16 protein-coding genes are annotated in these 14160 nt (G+C 45.9%); 3 read left to right on the top strand and 13 right to left on the bottom strand.

Annotated features, from left to right (window positions below):
• Positions 1-108 precede the first annotated feature (108 nt).
• Positions 109-849: a DedA family protein gene (locus tag OM978_RS02560; protein WP_264345333.1), complete on the top strand. Its 741-nt coding sequence runs from the start codon at positions 109-111 to the stop codon at positions 847-849.
• A 56-nt stretch (positions 850-905) separates the two neighbouring features.
• On the opposite strand, the gene OM978_RS02555 is transcribed toward OM978_RS02560, so the two are convergent.
• Both OM978_RS02555 and OM978_RS02550 read right to left on the bottom strand, forming a co-directional pair.
• On the bottom strand, positions 906-1493 hold the full coding sequence (locus OM978_RS02555; protein ID WP_264345331.1) for a GNAT family N-acetyltransferase: 588 nt from the start codon (positions 1491-1493) through the stop codon (positions 906-908).
• A gap of 36 nt (positions 1494-1529) precedes the next feature.
• Complete coding sequence (locus OM978_RS02550; protein ID WP_264345329.1) at positions 1530-2435, bottom strand: LysR family transcriptional regulator; 906 nt, start codon at positions 2433-2435, stop codon at positions 1530-1532.
• Between the two features lie 96 nt (positions 2436-2531).
• On the opposite strand from OM978_RS02550, the gene OM978_RS02545 reads away from it, so the two are divergent.
• Positions 2532-3539 carry a zinc-binding alcohol dehydrogenase family protein gene (locus tag OM978_RS02545; RefSeq protein ID WP_264345327.1) on the top strand — a complete coding sequence of 336 codons (1008 nt, stop codon included), beginning with the start codon at positions 2532-2534 and terminating at the stop codon, positions 3537-3539.
• Positions 3540-3569: 30 nt separating this feature from the next.
• Here OM978_RS02545 and OM978_RS02540 read toward each other — a convergent pair whose 3' ends face one another.
• From OM978_RS02540 to ilvC, 4 genes are all read right to left on the bottom strand, one after another.
• The gene (locus OM978_RS02540; protein ID WP_264345325.1) at positions 3570-4601 is read right to left on the bottom strand and encodes a M48 family metallopeptidase; all 1032 of its coding nucleotides are present in this window, start codon (positions 4599-4601) and stop codon (positions 3570-3572) included.
• Positions 4601-5665: a YjgN family protein gene (locus OM978_RS02535; RefSeq protein ID WP_264345323.1), complete on the bottom strand. Its 1065-nt coding sequence runs from the start codon at positions 5663-5665 to the stop codon at positions 4601-4603. The genes OM978_RS02540 and OM978_RS02535 overlap by 1 nt, the downstream gene beginning before the upstream one ends.
• Positions 5666-5757: 92 nt before the next feature.
• Positions 5758-6183 (bottom strand): methylglyoxal synthase, encoded by a 426-nt coding sequence (locus tag OM978_RS02530; protein WP_264345321.1) that lies wholly within the window; start codon positions 6181-6183, stop codon positions 5758-5760.
• 350 nt (positions 6184-6533) lie between these two features.
• Entirely contained in the window at positions 6534-8009 is a 1476-nt protein-coding gene (gene ilvC, locus OM978_RS02525) for a ketol-acid reductoisomerase (RefSeq protein WP_053425830.1), read from the bottom strand.
• A 179-nt stretch (positions 8010-8188) separates the two neighbouring features.
• Between ilvC and ilvY the strand changes: the two genes are divergently transcribed.
• The gene (gene ilvY, locus OM978_RS02520) at positions 8189-9073 is read left to right on the top strand and encodes an HTH-type transcriptional activator IlvY (RefSeq protein ID WP_264345318.1); all 885 of its coding nucleotides are present in this window, start codon (positions 8189-8191) and stop codon (positions 9071-9073) included.
• A gap of 40 nt (positions 9074-9113) precedes the next feature.
• Here the strand turns inward: ilvY and OM978_RS02515 are convergent, their stop codons facing one another.
• The 7 genes from OM978_RS02515 to rplM all read right to left on the bottom strand — a co-directional run bounded on the left by OM978_RS02515 (position 9114) and on the right by rplM (position 14138).
• A complete protein-coding gene (locus OM978_RS02515) occupies positions 9114-9566 on the bottom strand; it encodes a ClpXP protease specificity-enhancing factor (RefSeq protein WP_264345316.1) in 453 nt (150 codons plus the stop codon).
• The gene (gene sspA / locus OM978_RS02510) at positions 9566-10204 is read right to left on the bottom strand and encodes a stringent starvation protein SspA (RefSeq protein ID WP_264345314.1); all 639 of its coding nucleotides are present in this window, start codon (positions 10202-10204) and stop codon (positions 9566-9568) included. Before sspA ends, OM978_RS02515 begins: the two co-directional genes overlap by 1 nt.
• A 70-nt stretch (positions 10205-10274) precedes the next feature.
• Complete coding sequence (locus tag OM978_RS02505; RefSeq protein ID WP_264345312.1) at positions 10275-11015, bottom strand: cytochrome c1; 741 nt, start codon at positions 11013-11015, stop codon at positions 10275-10277.
• On the bottom strand, positions 11015-12289 hold the full coding sequence (locus OM978_RS02500; RefSeq protein ID WP_264345310.1) for a cytochrome b: 1275 nt from the start codon (positions 12287-12289) through the stop codon (positions 11015-11017). The genes OM978_RS02505 and OM978_RS02500 overlap by 1 nt, the downstream gene beginning before the upstream one ends.
• Positions 12289-12879, bottom strand: coding sequence for a ubiquinol-cytochrome c reductase iron-sulfur subunit (gene petA, locus OM978_RS02495; protein WP_264345308.1), 591 nt, complete (start codon positions 12877-12879; stop codon positions 12289-12291). The genes OM978_RS02500 and petA overlap by 1 nt, the downstream gene beginning before the upstream one ends.
• A 425-nt stretch (positions 12880-13304) precedes the next feature.
• Positions 13305-13697 carry a 30S ribosomal protein S9 gene (rpsI, locus tag OM978_RS02490; RefSeq protein ID WP_008899943.1) on the bottom strand — a complete coding sequence of 131 codons (393 nt, stop codon included), beginning with the start codon at positions 13695-13697 and terminating at the stop codon, positions 13305-13307.
• Positions 13698-13709: 12 nt separating this feature from the next.
• The gene (rplM, locus tag OM978_RS02485) at positions 13710-14138 is read right to left on the bottom strand and encodes a 50S ribosomal protein L13 (RefSeq protein ID WP_008899944.1); all 429 of its coding nucleotides are present in this window, start codon (positions 14136-14138) and stop codon (positions 13710-13712) included.
• Between the last annotated feature and the right edge of the window lie 22 nt (positions 14139-14160).

Below are 14160 nucleotides of genomic sequence, written 5' to 3'. Positions count from 1 at the left end.
GATTTATCTGATGTCTTTGTGGTTCTGGCGGCAAAGCAGCTTGAATAAGCTTGCCTCAGCCCCGATACTGCCTTGATAAAGGCTTTTCTCAATCGGTGTGAGTGATAGATGGAACAATGGTTACAGCAGCTGCTGACGGAATATCAGGCTTATGCCCTGCTGATTTTATTTTTACTGACATTTGCTGAGTCAGTGGCCGTATTGGGCTTGTTGGTGCCAGGTACAGCGCTGATGTTTAGTTTTGGTGTGCTGATTGGTGCAGAACAAATGGGCTTCTGGACTGCGTGCATGGTGGCTGCGGCTGCAGGCTTAGTTGGAGATTCAATGTCTTATCTGGCTGGACGCAAATTCAGACCTCAGTTAGAAAGCTGGAACTGGTTATCCCGTCAGCAAAAAGAGCTGGATAAAGTAAGCAGTGCTTTGGAAAACAATGTATGGCTGGCGATAGTTGCAGGGCGTTTTATTGGACCAAGCCGACCTTTATTGCCTTTGTTAGCTGGTATGTTGCAGTTACCACCATCCCGTTATTTCCCTGCGGCAACCCTGGCTTGTGTATTGTGGCCCATCGCTTATTTCCTGCCAGGTATTCTGGCTGGTGTAGCCTGGCAGCTCAAAGGAACCAACCTGACCTTGTTTTACAGCTTGCTGGCAGGCTCAGTGGTGTTGGCGGCATTAAGCAGCTATTTGCTGAAAAAGTACTTACAGCACAAAGAGCATGATAAACCTAAACACCACTGGTTCTGGGGTTCTTTAGTCAGTATCTTCCTGACGGCTTTTTTGTTTTTTGAATTAAGCCAACATCCGGCTACGCCTTTGTATTTAAGAGAGTTATCGGGGCTGATGTTTTGATCAGATGTTAATGATGCAATGCCACTTCGTGGCGATTGCATCCTACTTTTGACGCCTTAATCCCGGCCTAATTTCGACAATAAATGCCGTCTTACCGTCGGCCATTCGCAGGCGATGATGGAATAGACCACAGTGTCGCGTACTGAGCCGTCTTTTAAAATCATATGCTGACGCAAGATACCGTCCATTTTGGCGCCTAAACGTTCTATAGCTTTGCGTGAGGTGTGATTAAAAAAGTGGGTGCGAAACTCTACTGCTATGGCTTGGTGATTTTCAAATAAATTACTTAATAACAAAAGCTTAGTTTCTGTATTGATAGCTGTGCGTCGTACAGATTCGGCATACCAGGTGTAACCAATTAAAGCTCTTCTGCTCCGCGCATCGACCATATAATAACGACTGGTGCCAACAATCTGGCCTGTGGTTTTACAGCGTACCACATAAGGTGAATCCCCTTGAGCCTTGCTGGCTAAAGCCTCTTGTATATAAGCTGGCATTTCTTCCACTGTAGGCACCATGGCATACCAGAGTTTCCAGCTTTCACCATCAGCAACGGCTTGCTGCAAATCTGCTATATGCGACAACGCCATAGGTTCCAACCGGACAAATTCGCCTTCTAAAACCTCATTGTTTAACCATGCCATCTGTTCTCATCCTTTATTTTTTAATCTTGCCACTCTCTACCCATGCCAATGCTGCCGCAACTTTTGTAGCAAAAACTCAGATAAAGCTTTAAGTACAGGAGATGAAGACAACCTTTGCACCGCCAATAAATACAAGGGCGCTTGCTCAGTTTTGTATTCAGGTAACAACTTCACCAAAGCACCAGAGCGTAAGTCAGACAGAATATCCAAACGTGACTTATAGGCAATACCTAAACCTGCCACAGCCCAGCGCCGCACCACATCACCGTCGTCTGCCACTAAAACACCACGTACCTGCACCTGTTGCAATTGCCCATCCAGCCAGAACTGCCATTTGCTATGCACAGCCTCACCCAACACCAGCTGTAATACCTGATGCGAGCTAATGTCTTGTGGTCGCTTTGGTGCGCCACAACGGCGAATATAGTCAGGAGACGCACAAAGCACCCTATGATTGTCCGGCACTAAAGGCATAGCAATCAGCTGCGAGTCTTTAGGTTCGCCATAACGCAGAGCCAAATCAACAGGCTGACGACCTAAATCAGCCAACCGGTCACTGACCCGAATTTTCAGCTGCAATTTGGGGTGCTGCTGTTGAAACTCCGCCAGCCATACGGCCATGCTATTACGACCAAAATCTGAAGGCATAGATAAGGTCAGTTCGCCGGATAACTGCTCTTTGCCTAGCTGCAATAATTGCTGGCCTTGCCCCAGCAACTGGATCGCCTGGCGGGCATAATCCAGGTAGGCCATACCTGCTGTGGTGAGCCTTAAACTGCGGGTAGAACGTAAAATTAGTTGAGTATTCAGCTGCTGTTCCAGGCGTTTTAAAGCCACACTGGCCAGTGCAGGCGAAAGATCCAGCTCACGCGCGGCAGCAGAAATAGAACCTAAATCAGCTGTCAGCACAAAAAGTTGTAAATCGTCGGTTCTAAGCATCATTATCAAATTATTTTTGAAACTGAATCCAAATCTAGCATATTTTTCTAAATAGTCCGCCCCCTTAAACTAACAACATCAACCCAATGGAGCATCCAGATGAAAGCCATAGTCTATAGCCAGAATTTACCAGCCACAGATTTACAGTCTTTATACGACACAGAGCTGCCAACCCCAACACCAGGCGAAAACGATCTGCTGGTTGCAGTACAAGCCGTTTCAGTCAATCCGGTCGATACGAAAATTCGCCGTAATGCCGACACTCAGGGCCAGCAAAGAGTATTAGGCTGGGACGCCGCAGGTGTTGTGGTAGCAGTGGGCAGTGCAGTCACTGGTTTTAAAGCAGGCGATGAAGTCTGGTATGCCGGTGCTATTGATAAGCCTGGCTCGAACAGCGAGTTTCAGCTGGTGGATCAGCGTATTGTCAGCCACAAGCCAAAAAGCTTAAGTTTCACCGAAGCAGCAGCTTTACCTTTAACGGCCATCACAGCATGGGAGCTGTTATTTGACCGGCTTGAACTGAATGAGCACAACAGCAAAGGTAAATCTCTGCTGGTGATTGGCGCCGCGGGCGGCGTAGGTTCGGTGCTATTGCAACTGGCGCGACAAAAAACTCAATTAAAGGTGATTGGTACAGCCTCAAGACCAGAGACCTCCGAATGGGTAAAAACTTTGGGTGCAGATTTAGTGCTGGATCATAAAAAACCTATGGCAGCACAGCTTAAAACACTAGGTTTGCCTGAAGTGGATTATGTCATCAGTCTGACTCATACCGACCACCACTTTAACGACATACTGGAGCTGATTAAACCCCAGGGCAAACTGGCACTGATAGACGATCCGGAGCCTATTGATATACGCCAACTGAAACGTAAAAGTCTGTCGCTACACTGGGAGCTGATGTTTACCCGTTCTTTGTATCAAACCGACGATATGATTGCTCAACAGCAGCTATTACAACAGGTTGCGGATATGGTTGACGCAGGCAAGTTAAAAACGACCCTGAACTCAGACTTCGGCAAAATTAACGCCGAAAACCTGCGCAAGGCCCACCAGTTGCTCGAAAGCCAACAAGCCATTGGCAAACTGGTATTAAGCGGTTTTTAAACCGCTTTAGTTAGAGTTGAGCTAATAACCTTAAGGCTGCGCTTGTTGCGTAGCCTTTTCTATCCGCTCTTTGGTATTCGGATGCGAGTTTAAATACTCCAACCAGGGTAACAACTCCTCTTTTGGCTGACCTTTGGTCAAAGCCTGCATTGCCTCGGCAAAAGCCTGCGGCGACTTGTTCAGCTTTAACAATGATTGAGTAGAGAAGTAATCAGCCTGACGCTCCATATCTCTGGAAAATGCAGATTGAACCAGTGAGGTGCCGGTACCCAATACTGCTTCAGTAATACCTTCAAGATCACTGAACAATACCGACATCACTATAGTACTGGCGGTTGCTTGTGCCGCCAGCTTCATACCGTGCCTATGTTCAACATGCCCTACTTCGTGCAGTAACACCGCCAAAATAGCATCGGGTTGTTGCTCTAAACGCTTAACCAACTCATCGGTAATAGTCAGATAGCCACCGGGTAAAGCAAACGCATTAGCCCCCAGTCTTTTACTGGCACGAAAATGCAACTGGTACTGATAACCACTGTTTAGCTGCAACTGATCAACAGCAGTTTGCCACTGGCTGCGAATAGACTGTTGTAACTCAGGGCTAAGTTCAGAATCTGACAACAAAGTACGGTCAAACACCTGCATACTTTGTTGGCCAATACTTTCTTCAACGGAGACGGGGATCCATGGCACTAAAGCTGTGGCTGCTTTTGGCAAACCTACAGTGGTTAACCACCAGATCAATATGGGCACCGCAATAACTGACAGCACAATCAGCGATTTGTTGGTTTCCAGTTTCAGTGTCAGATTCTGGCGTCCACTTTTAGGCCAGCGCCATTTGTGATCCGCTGGCGAAAATACAGCGCCGGTCTCAAACAACAATTCAGCAGGTAAGCCAGGCAAAACCTCAGCCACTTTATAACTATCCTGTGTCGCTTCTAGTAGCAGCGCATTATCATGCTCAGCATACAACAGCACCTGCCCCTGTTCGGTTAAATGCAGCACTGCAGCACAGTGTTCTGTGCTGGCGGCATGCTGAAATTGTCCTTTGATCTTTTGCATCAGGTAAGGGATAAATCAACGTCAAACAGATCGGCTGCTTGTTCGGCAAAAGCAGATGAATTCTGTTGTAACGGATCAGTCAGGCGGTCAGCTGCCGGGTACACCGTCACTTCTGTGGCTGCAGCCAATAAAGCAGCCATTCTAACTTTGGTCCAGGCATAGGCCAAACCTAAGGTACAAAGCAATAACAGCATATTAGTGACTGTTACCCAGACTAAGTCCACAGTTTCCAGATTGGAATGTAGTTCAGCTGTTTCTGGTAACAGAGTTGAATTAAACAGATGGTTGCGGATCATAGCGTGGTACACAGCTCCAACCAGCATAAAAATAGCAAAATAGCCGACATACAACAGCACTAGCGCCAGACTGAAACCAGCTTCAGGTGCAGGCATTGAGAAACCAGCGACCACAGCTGTTACACCACAGACAATACCTAAGCCAATAGCTACACTTACAGCAATAAAAAAGGCTTTGAAGTAGTTAGAGGTTTTGGTATTCACCTCAAATTTTTTACCGCCAAAGCTGATATTGCTGAACACGAAATGATCCAGCTTTTTCAGTGCCCACGGCATCGCCAGATACAAAGTAAAAATACACAGAAATGGCAACAACAGGTAATAGATAAAAGCCGAACCATAAGTGCCATGAAAACCAAAACGTACATTGCGATAGCTGGTCATACGCAGATTAAATTTCAGGCCTTGCACTAATAACCATGGCAGCGCAAATAAAAACACCAACGCTGCCGTCAAACCAAATAGCGGGCTGAATGCACTTACGACTGAAATCAAAGCAAAAATAATGACAGCAATAATGCGGCCTTTCAGAATTTGGATGGGTGTGGCTAAGTATCGAAAACTATGACCATCCACTTTGGTGTGGCCATAAAAATACTGAGTAGTGCGAACCTTGGCCCATGCGCTGTAGATACCCAGCGTGACTATAGTCAGCAGCACATTGACTATCCAGATACCGAAAAATTCAGCACCACGACCAGAAAATTGCACAGTTGAACGACGAGCAGAAGCCGCTTCAGGTGAAGCAACTGAACTATGGATATCCATATGAAATTGTCCTTTAAAAAATAACGCCTGTTAGTTAAACCAAAACAGGAATTATTGTCAACAGTGTGTAACTATAAAAAGACTTGCTGTAACTAAGCCAACCTGTTGTTGTGATTGGAGAAATCCGGCACAGTGCGCTGATAGTCCTGCCCCACTAATTTTGATGTAACAATAAAATCCGCTGTGGCTTTATTACAGGCCACCGGAATATTCCATACCACAGCTAAACGGATCAGCGCTTTGACATCAGGATCATGAGGCTGAGACGACAGTGGATCCCAGAAAAACACCAGCCAATCAATTTTTTGCTCGGCAATTAAAGCACCTATTTGCTGGTCGCCACCCAAAGGACCGCTGGCCAGACACAACACCTCTTTGTTTAACGCTTCATTCAGTAAACGGCCTGTGGTACCCGTTGCTACCAGCTGTTTATCCTGAAAAAAATCAGCATGTTGTTTTACCCACGCCAGCAATTCAGCTTTTTTCCCATCATGCGCTACTAAAGCTATAGTTTTCATTGTTCTCTCCCTTAAGATTGCTGCAAGCATACACTGAGTTTTTCATAGAGTTCAGCATACTTTGCCAAAGTAATTGCTGTTGCAGCCAGGCGACAAGCAATCGAGTCTCAGGAACATAAGCTGCAAGTACGAAGAGCATTTTGCCAAAGTAATTGCTGTTGCAGCTAGGCGACAAGCAATCGAGTCCCAAGGAGCATAGTTCACTATGTGACTTGGGCTCGTGCGCGCAGTCAACAACGCTGCGGCTGCAAGTACGAAGGCAAAAAAAAAGCCCGGCTATAACGCCGGGCAAACAACCAAGGTCCACGTAAAAACTCGGTACTTGGGGTGAGACTGATGAGTCTCTGCTATCAACCGACGATTTTTTTCATCGCGGTCATATAGCCCCTTAACTTTTTGCCTACCAGCTCTACCGGGTGCTGGCGGATTGCTTCGTTCACAGCAATCAGGCGAATATTGTCGACACCATTGGCAGCAGAGCTTAAGCCCTTGCCTACATACTCAGTGCTTAGCTTGTTAACGAAATCACGTAACAGCGGCACTGCAGCGTTACTAAACAGGTAGTTACCGTATTCAGCAGTGTCAGAAATCACCACGTTCATTTCATACAAACGTTTACGCGCTATGGTATTGGCGATTAACGGTGTTTCATGTAACGACTCGTAATACGCTGATTCCTCTACAATACCTGCAGCAACCATGGTTTCGAATGCCAGCTCAACACCGGCTTTCACCATAGCGACAAACAAAATGCCGCGGTCGAAATAATCCTGCTCTGGAATTTGTTCGCTGGAAACAGGCGCATTCTCAAAACCAGATTGACGGGTTTCTTCGCGCCAGCCAAACAGCTGCTTATCATCATTGGCCCAATCGGCCATCATAGTGCGGGAGAACTCGCCGCTGATGATATCGTCCATATGTTTTTCAAACAGTGGGCGTAAGGTTACTTTTAATTCTTCAGCTAAATCATAAGCTTTGATTTTGGCTGGGTTCGACAAACGGTCCATCATATGAGTGATGCCACCGTGTTTTAAAGCTTCAGTCACAGTTTCCCAGCCAAACTGGATTAACTTGGCGGCATAACCAGGTTCTACGCCTTCAGCCACTAATTTGTCGTACGCCAGAATAGAGCCGGTTTGCAACATGCCACATAAAATGGTCTGTTCGCCCATTAAGTCGGATTTCACTTCAGCAACAAAAGACGACTCAAGCACACCGGCACGATCACCACCAGTTGCAGAAGCGTAAGCCTTGGCAATCTCTAAACCTAAACCTTTAGGGTCGTTTTCAGGGTGCACTGCAATCAGCGTTGGCACACCAAAACCACGTTTGTATTCTTCACGTACTTCAGTACCTGGGCACTTAGGCGCCACCATCACTACAGTGATGTCTTTACGAATTTGTGTACCTTCTTCAACAATGTTGAAACCGTGCGAATAAGCTAAAGTTGCACCTTGTTTCATCAGCGGCATAACAGCTTTAACAACGCTGGTATGCTGTTTATCCGGCGTCAGGTTTAATACTAAATCTGCAGTTGGGATTAACTCTTCGTAAGTACCTACTTTAAAACCATTGTCAGAAGCGTTCTGGAACGACTTACGTTTGGCGGCAATAGCTTCAGCGCGCAGAGCATAAGAAATATCCAGACCTGAGTCGCGCATATTCAGGCCCTGGTTTAAGCCCTGAGCACCACAACCTACAATCACCACTTTCCAGCCTTTCAATAAGTCAGAGCCTTTAGCAAACTCTTCTTTGGCCATAAAACGGCATTTACCTAACTGTTTTAACTGCTGACGCAAATTCAATGTATTGAAGTAGTTACTCATAACAAATCCCGACGAATTCTTTTAGCTGGCTAACTATGGGCTCAGCGTAACAGGGCAGAGAAGTCATGCACTGTTTTGATGCCTTTGAGAATAAAACAGTGCAATGATTGCGTGAAGTGATATATTCACAATACAGTATTTCATTTTGTGCAACACTAAACTTCATCGCAGAGACACCTATGGATATTCGCAACGCCCAGCTTTTTTTACATCTGGCCAGCAGCCTGAACTTTGCCCGCACCAGCGAACAAATGTATGTCAGCCCCTCTACGCTAAGCCGGGTGATCCAACGAATGGAAGAGGAGTTGAACGTCGAGTTATTTCAACGTGATAACCGCTCTGTACGACTGACGCTGGCTGGACAAAAAGTGCAGGCTTTTGTGAAGAGTTATTTAGAGCAATGGCATCAGTTACAAATTGATTTGAGCGAAACCAGTGCATCCTTAAGTGGAGAGATCCGGCTGTTTTGTACTGTGACGGCCAGTTTCAGTCACCTGCCCGCCATATTGGATAAATTCCGTTTAGTTTGCCCTTTGGCAGAAATTAAGCTGATTACAGGAGACGCATCGGCAGCTTTGGAGAAAGTAAAACAGGACGAAGCGGACATAGCATTGGCTGTATATCCTGAGCATTTTCCGCTGAATATGGCCTTTCGCAGTATCGCTAAAGTGCCGTTACAGCTGATCGCCCCTGTGATCCCCTGCAAAACCAATGATTTGCTTAGCCAAAGCCCTATTCCCTGGGAGCAGGTGCCTTTTATTTTGCCCGAGCACGGTCCGGTGCGCAGCCGCTTTGAGTTATGGCGTAAACCACGTATTGCCGAGCCTAAAGTGGTCGCCAAAGTAGAAGGTCATGAAGCTATGGTCAGTATGGTGGCTTTAGGCACTGGAGTGGCGCTGGTGCCCGCCATAGTGGCACAGCAAAGCCCTGCACGGGATAGAGTAAGGTATTTAACGCAAGGCGATGAATTTGCGCCTTTTGATTTAGGTTTGTGTACTTTATCAAAACGGCTGCATGAGCCACTACTAAGAGCATTCTGGCAGGTTGCATCTGAGCTGATTTAGCTCAGATGCTTTATCTATAAAACCTGTTTCACTATCAGCGCTATTTAACTACGCGCAGGTGAGAAACTTTTTTGCCTTTGTTTGGATCGGTAGGCTCGTCATCCGGCGGGGTATCGCCATCGTTATGCATATCTTCGTCAGACACAGCTTCCAAATGATGAATATCATCCTCTGCGTCTTCTTCTGCATCAAACATAGTACCGGCACCATTTTCGCGGGCATAAATAGCCAACACGGCTTTGATCGGTACTGTCAACGCAAAAGGTTTACCACCAAAACGGGCGTTAAAGGTAATCACCTCATTACCCATCAGCATATTACCTACAGCTGAAGGCAAAATATTCAGCACTATCTGACCATTCTGAATATGCTGGGTAGGCACTTTACAACCCTGAACACTGGCATTCACCACCAGATAAGGAGTTAAGTTGTTATCGACTATCCATTCATAAAAAGCCCGGATTAAATAAGGCTTATTCGACGTCATATCCATCAGTAACCACGCCCCCGGCGAATTTCGCGCTCAGCTTCAGTTAAAGACTGCTGAAAACCGTCACGTTCAAAAATACGGGTCATATAAGTTTGCAGTAACTTGCTGCCAGTACCAGTCAGTTCAATGCCAAACATAGGTAAACGCCAGAGTAAAGCTGCGAGATAACAATCGATCAGACTGTATTCGTCGCTCATAAAATACGGATGTTCCTGAAATAAAGGAGCCATAGCCAATAAACCTTCGCGTAAATCGCGACGGGCTATAGCGGCGTCCGGACCATCCTGCAGAATTTTTTCGGCTAAACCATACCAGTCTTTTTCGATGCGATGCATCATTAAACGGGCATTAGCGCGGGCTACCGGGTATACCGGCATTAAAGGAGGATGCGGAAAACGCTCGTCCAGATATTCGTTAATAATATCGGCTTTAAATAAAGCTAAATCTCTGTCCATCAAAGTGGGCAAAGAACCATAAGGATTAACCTCATAGACATCTTCAGGCAGGCTATCTGTACTAACCTGAATAATATCTACCGTGACGCCTTTCTCCGCCAGTACCATTCTGACCTGATGACAGTACATGTCATTGGCTGTTGAAAACAAGGTCATCACAGCACGTCTGTTGGCAGAAATCGCCATAGGATCCTCCGGTTATAAGCATAAATACAAAGGGGCCTCGCGGCCCCTTCAAAGGCTAACACTTGTGTCCTTAGTGGACATCTCTCCAGTACTCTTTCTTCAGCAAGAAAGCGAAGATAAAGAAGATACCTAAGAAGATCAGAACCTTAACACCTAAGCTGCGCGATTCCAGTTTGGAAGGCTCACCTACGTATTCCAGATAGTTCACCAAGTCAGCCACAGCACGGTCGTATTCTTCCGTACTCAGCTCACCTGAACCATCGGTTTTAATACCTACGTCTACTTCTGTTGGTACACCGTCGACCAGACGAGTTTCAGTGGATTTGTAAGGAATCCCCTGCAGCTCCTGCAACACGTGTGGCATACCTACCAGAGGGAACACTTCGTTGTTCACACCAAATGGACGCGTTGGGTCCACATAGAATGCGCGCAGGTAAGTGTAAATCCAGTCCGGACCACGTACACGGGCTACGTTGCTTAAATCCGGTGGCGCTGCACCAAACCAGTTGGCCAGGTCAGCTTTAGGTGCTGCGTTTTTAATGTGGTCGCCCACTTTATTCGCAGTAAAGCCTAAAGTTGCCATACCCACATCATCAGGAATACCTAAATCACGGAAAGTACGGGAATAACGCTGGTACTGCATCTGGTGACAACCAAGGCAGTAGTTCTGGAACATACGGGCACCGCGTTGCAGTGACTCTTTGTCCGTCAGATCAATAGGTGCTTTATCTAAATGCACAGCATGACCACCAGCCGCCATAGCAGCGCTGGATGCTACCAGCGCCAGTACAGTAAATAACTTTTTAATCATCAGGATAACCTCACTGGCAACGGCTTGGTTTTCTCATTTTTGCTGTAGAACCATAACAGGCCAAAGTAAGCAAAATAAGTGAAAGAGAAAATCTGCGCTAACAAGGTATAAGTTGGAGTAGCAGGTAATACACCTAACACACCTAACACTACAAAGCTGATACAGAACATCACCAGATTGGCTTTGTGCAGGTTGCTACGGTAACGGATTGAACGCACTGGGCAACGGTCTAACCATGGCAATAAAGCCAGGAAGATAATAGCCAGGAACATAAAAATCGCACCAAACAACTGATCAGGTACAGCACGCAAAATAGCGTAGAAAGGTGTGAAGTACCAAACCGGAGCTATATGGTCAGGTGTTTTCATAGGATTTGCCGGCTCAAAGTTTGGCGGTTCAAGGAAGAAACCACCACCTTCAGGTGCAAAGAAAATAACCCAGCAGAAAATAATCAGGAAACCAACCACACCTACTATGTCTTTCACCGTGTAGTACGGGTGGAAAGGAATAGCGTCAACTATAATTTTCTTACCGCCTTTGGTGAAGTATTGATGGAAAGTAAATTTGTCAGACACGTTGTCTTCGATTTTTTCGCCGTTATTTTCACGTTTCACATCAATACCATCAGGGTTGTTTGAACCCACTTCATGCAGAGCAATGATGTGCAGGAACACCAGAACCACTAAAACCAATGGTAAAGCGATAACGTGTAATGCAAAGAAACGGTTTAAGGTAGCGCCTGAAATAACGTAGTCACCACGGATCCACAAAGTTAAATCATCACCAATCACCGGAATAACACCGAAGATAGAGATAATAACCTGAGCACCCCAGAACGACATCTGACCCCATGGTAATAAGTAACCCATGAAAGCTTCAGCCATTAAAACTAAGAAAATCAGCATACCGAAGATCCACAGTAATTCCCGTGGTTTCTGATAAGAGCCATACATCATGCCGCGCAGCATATGCAGGTAAACGACCACGAAGAAAGCAGAAGCACCGGTGGAGTGCATATAACGCAGCAACCAGCCGTAGTCGACATCACGCATGATGTATTCAACAGAAGCAAAAGCACCTTCAGAAGTAGGAACGAAGTTCATGGTCAACCAAATACCCGTCAGGATTTGGTTCACCAGCACTAACATGGCTAAAGAGCCAAAGAAGTACCAGAAGTTAAAGTTTTTTGGCGCCGGGTACTGCATCACATGGAGATTCATCTTCTCCATAAATGGCATGCGGTACTCAATCCAGCTCATAAAGTTTTTAAACATTAAGCTGTCCCCTCATCTTCACCAATTAAAATGGTGGTGTCATCGACGAACATATAAGGTGGGATCATCAGGTTTTTAGGTGCCGGAACACCAGAGAACACACGACCAGCCATATCGTAAGTAGAACCATGACATGGACAGAAGAAACCAGAAGGAATGCCTTCAACCTGAGCGTCAAAGTCTTTCATGATATAGGTTGGAGAACAACCCAGGTGAGTACAGATACCCACAGCGACAAAAATCTCAGGCTTTTTCGAACGGTGATCGTTTTTAGCGTAATCAGGTTGTTGAGGTTCTTCAGAGGCTGGGTCACGAAGTTTATCTACTGCTTTGGTCAGACTTTCCAGCATGGCTGGCGTCCGTTTCACGATCCACACCGGCTTGCCCCGCCACTCGACCCGAATTAACTGCCCGTCTTCGAGTTTGCTAATGTCAGCGGTGACTGCAGCACCAGCTTGTTTAGCTTTTTCACTCGGATTCCAGGAAGCAATAAAGGGAACAGCAGCTCCAATCGCACCAACCCCACCAACTACAGAAGTTGCTATGGTCAGAAAGCGACGGCGACCATGATCTACAGGCGCATTGCTCATCCACTCATCTCCACGTTAAACGCTTAAATGTTGATATTTTAAGCGGCTGAATTACAGCGATTATTATAAGTTGAAAAATACGGCGGATCATAATGAAAAGCCCTGCTTTACACAAGGATTTAGCCGAATTCTCTTTGTTCTGACACCAGTTTTTCGACGAAATACGAAACCAGAATAGTCAGTAAAACTTTGCATCACCATGTTTTAACCGGAAAAAGACATTTCTGTCATGATCAGGCACAACTGCGACCGCTTTAATTGAAAGAAAATACTGATCGTGAAGAGAAAAAACTCCAGTCAGACTGTCATCTGACGCCATGAGTGTATACGCAGAAAGACGGCAGAAGTTTTATCCGGACCAGATATTTTAAATTTGGTAATAAAAAACCCGGTACAAGACCGGGTTCTTTGCAACAAAAAACGAATTAACGTTTTGAGTACTGTGGACGCTTACGAGCTTTATGCAGACCCACTTTCTTACGTTCAACTTTACGGGCGTCACGTGTGACGAAACCAGCTTTACGTAATGCAGGGCGCAGAGACTCGTCGAACTCCATCAGAGCGCGAGTGATACCGTGGCGGATTGCGCCAGCCTGACCAGAAATACCACCACCTTTAACAGTGACGTATAAGTCAAACTTGCCTACCATTTCCACTAACTCTAATGGTTGCATAACAACCATACGAGCAGTTTCACGACCGAAGTATTCAGTGATAGAGCGTTGGTTGATAACGATGTTACCTGAACCTGCTTTGATGAATACACGAGCTGTAGAGGTCTTACGACGACCAGTACCGTAATATTGATTAGTTGCCATGTTCTGCTCCGATTAGATATCTAAAACTTGCGGTTGCTGAGCAGCATGTTGATGCTCGGCGCCTGCATATACTTTTAACTTACGGAACATAGCGCGGCCCAGAGGACCTTTAGGCAACATACCTTTTACGGCTGCTTCCAATACCATCTCCGGCTTCTTCACAAGCAGTTTTTCAAAGTTAATTTCTTTGATACCACCTGGGAAACCACTGTGAGAGTAGTACATTTTGTTTTTTGCTTTGTTACCAGTGACAGTCACTTTATCAGCATTTACAACGATGATGTAATCACCGGTATCAACGTGTGGAGTGAACTCTGGCTTGTGCTTTCCGCGTAAACGAAGAGCGATCTCAGTTGCGATACGACCAAGTGTCTTACCTGTTGCATCAACAACGAACCAGTCACGTTGAACGCTTTCTGGCTTAGCAGTAAAAGTTTTCATCTAAAAACTACCCAAAAAAAAT

Origin of the sequence: Rheinheimera sp. MM224 (assembly GCF_947090785.1) — a bacterium.
Lineage (GTDB): Bacteria > Pseudomonadota > Gammaproteobacteria > Enterobacterales > Alteromonadaceae > Pararheinheimera.
The sequence above is the reverse complement of the archived record's forward strand: the minus strand, read 5'-3'. Positions and strand labels throughout refer to the sequence as shown.

What these genes read in the sequence shown, in the direction of transcription:
- OM978_RS02560 (WP_264345333.1), top strand. Translation starts at nt 109, where the DNA reads ATGGAACAATGGTTACAGCAGCTGCTGACGGAATATCAGGCTTATGCC.
- OM978_RS02555 (WP_264345331.1), bottom strand. Translation starts at nt 1,493, where the DNA reads ATGGCATGGTTAAACAATGAGGTTTTAGAAGGCGAATTTGTCCGGTTG.
- OM978_RS02550 (WP_264345329.1), bottom strand. Translation starts at nt 2,435, where the DNA reads ATGATGCTTAGAACCGACGATTTACAACTTTTTGTGCTGACAGCTGAT.
- OM978_RS02545 (WP_264345327.1), top strand. Translation starts at nt 2,532, where the DNA reads ATGAAAGCCATAGTCTATAGCCAGAATTTACCAGCCACAGATTTACAG.
- OM978_RS02540 (WP_264345325.1), bottom strand. Translation starts at nt 4,601, where the DNA reads ATGCAAAAGATCAAAGGACAATTTCAGCATGCCGCCAGCACAGAACAC.
- OM978_RS02535 (WP_264345323.1), bottom strand. Translation starts at nt 5,665, where the DNA reads ATGGATATCCATAGTTCAGTTGCTTCACCTGAAGCGGCTTCTGCTCGT.
- OM978_RS02530 (WP_264345321.1), bottom strand. Translation starts at nt 6,183, where the DNA reads ATGAAAACTATAGCTTTAGTAGCGCATGATGGGAAAAAAGCTGAATTG.
- ilvC (WP_053425830.1), bottom strand. Translation starts at nt 8,009, where the DNA reads ATGAGTAACTACTTCAATACATTGAATTTGCGTCAGCAGTTAAAACAG.
- ilvY (WP_264345318.1), top strand. Translation starts at nt 8,189, where the DNA reads ATGGATATTCGCAACGCCCAGCTTTTTTTACATCTGGCCAGCAGCCTG.
- OM978_RS02515 (WP_264345316.1), bottom strand. Translation starts at nt 9,566, where the DNA reads ATGGATATGACGTCGAATAAGCCTTATTTAATCCGGGCTTTTTATGAA.
- sspA (WP_264345314.1), bottom strand. Translation starts at nt 10,204, where the DNA reads ATGGCGATTTCTGCCAACAGACGTGCTGTGATGACCTTGTTTTCAACA.
- OM978_RS02505 (WP_264345312.1), bottom strand. Translation starts at nt 11,015, where the DNA reads ATGATTAAAAAGTTATTTACTGTACTGGCGCTGGTAGCATCCAGCGCT.
- OM978_RS02500 (WP_264345310.1), bottom strand. Translation starts at nt 12,289, where the DNA reads ATGTTTAAAAACTTTATGAGCTGGATTGAGTACCGCATGCCATTTATG.
- petA (WP_264345308.1), bottom strand. Translation starts at nt 12,879, where the DNA reads ATGAGCAATGCGCCTGTAGATCATGGTCGCCGTCGCTTTCTGACCATA.
- rpsI (WP_008899943.1), bottom strand. Translation starts at nt 13,697, where the DNA reads ATGGCAACTAATCAATATTACGGTACTGGTCGTCGTAAGACCTCTACA.
- rplM (WP_008899944.1), bottom strand. Translation starts at nt 14,138, where the DNA reads ATGAAAACTTTTACTGCTAAGCCAGAAAGCGTTCAACGTGACTGGTTC.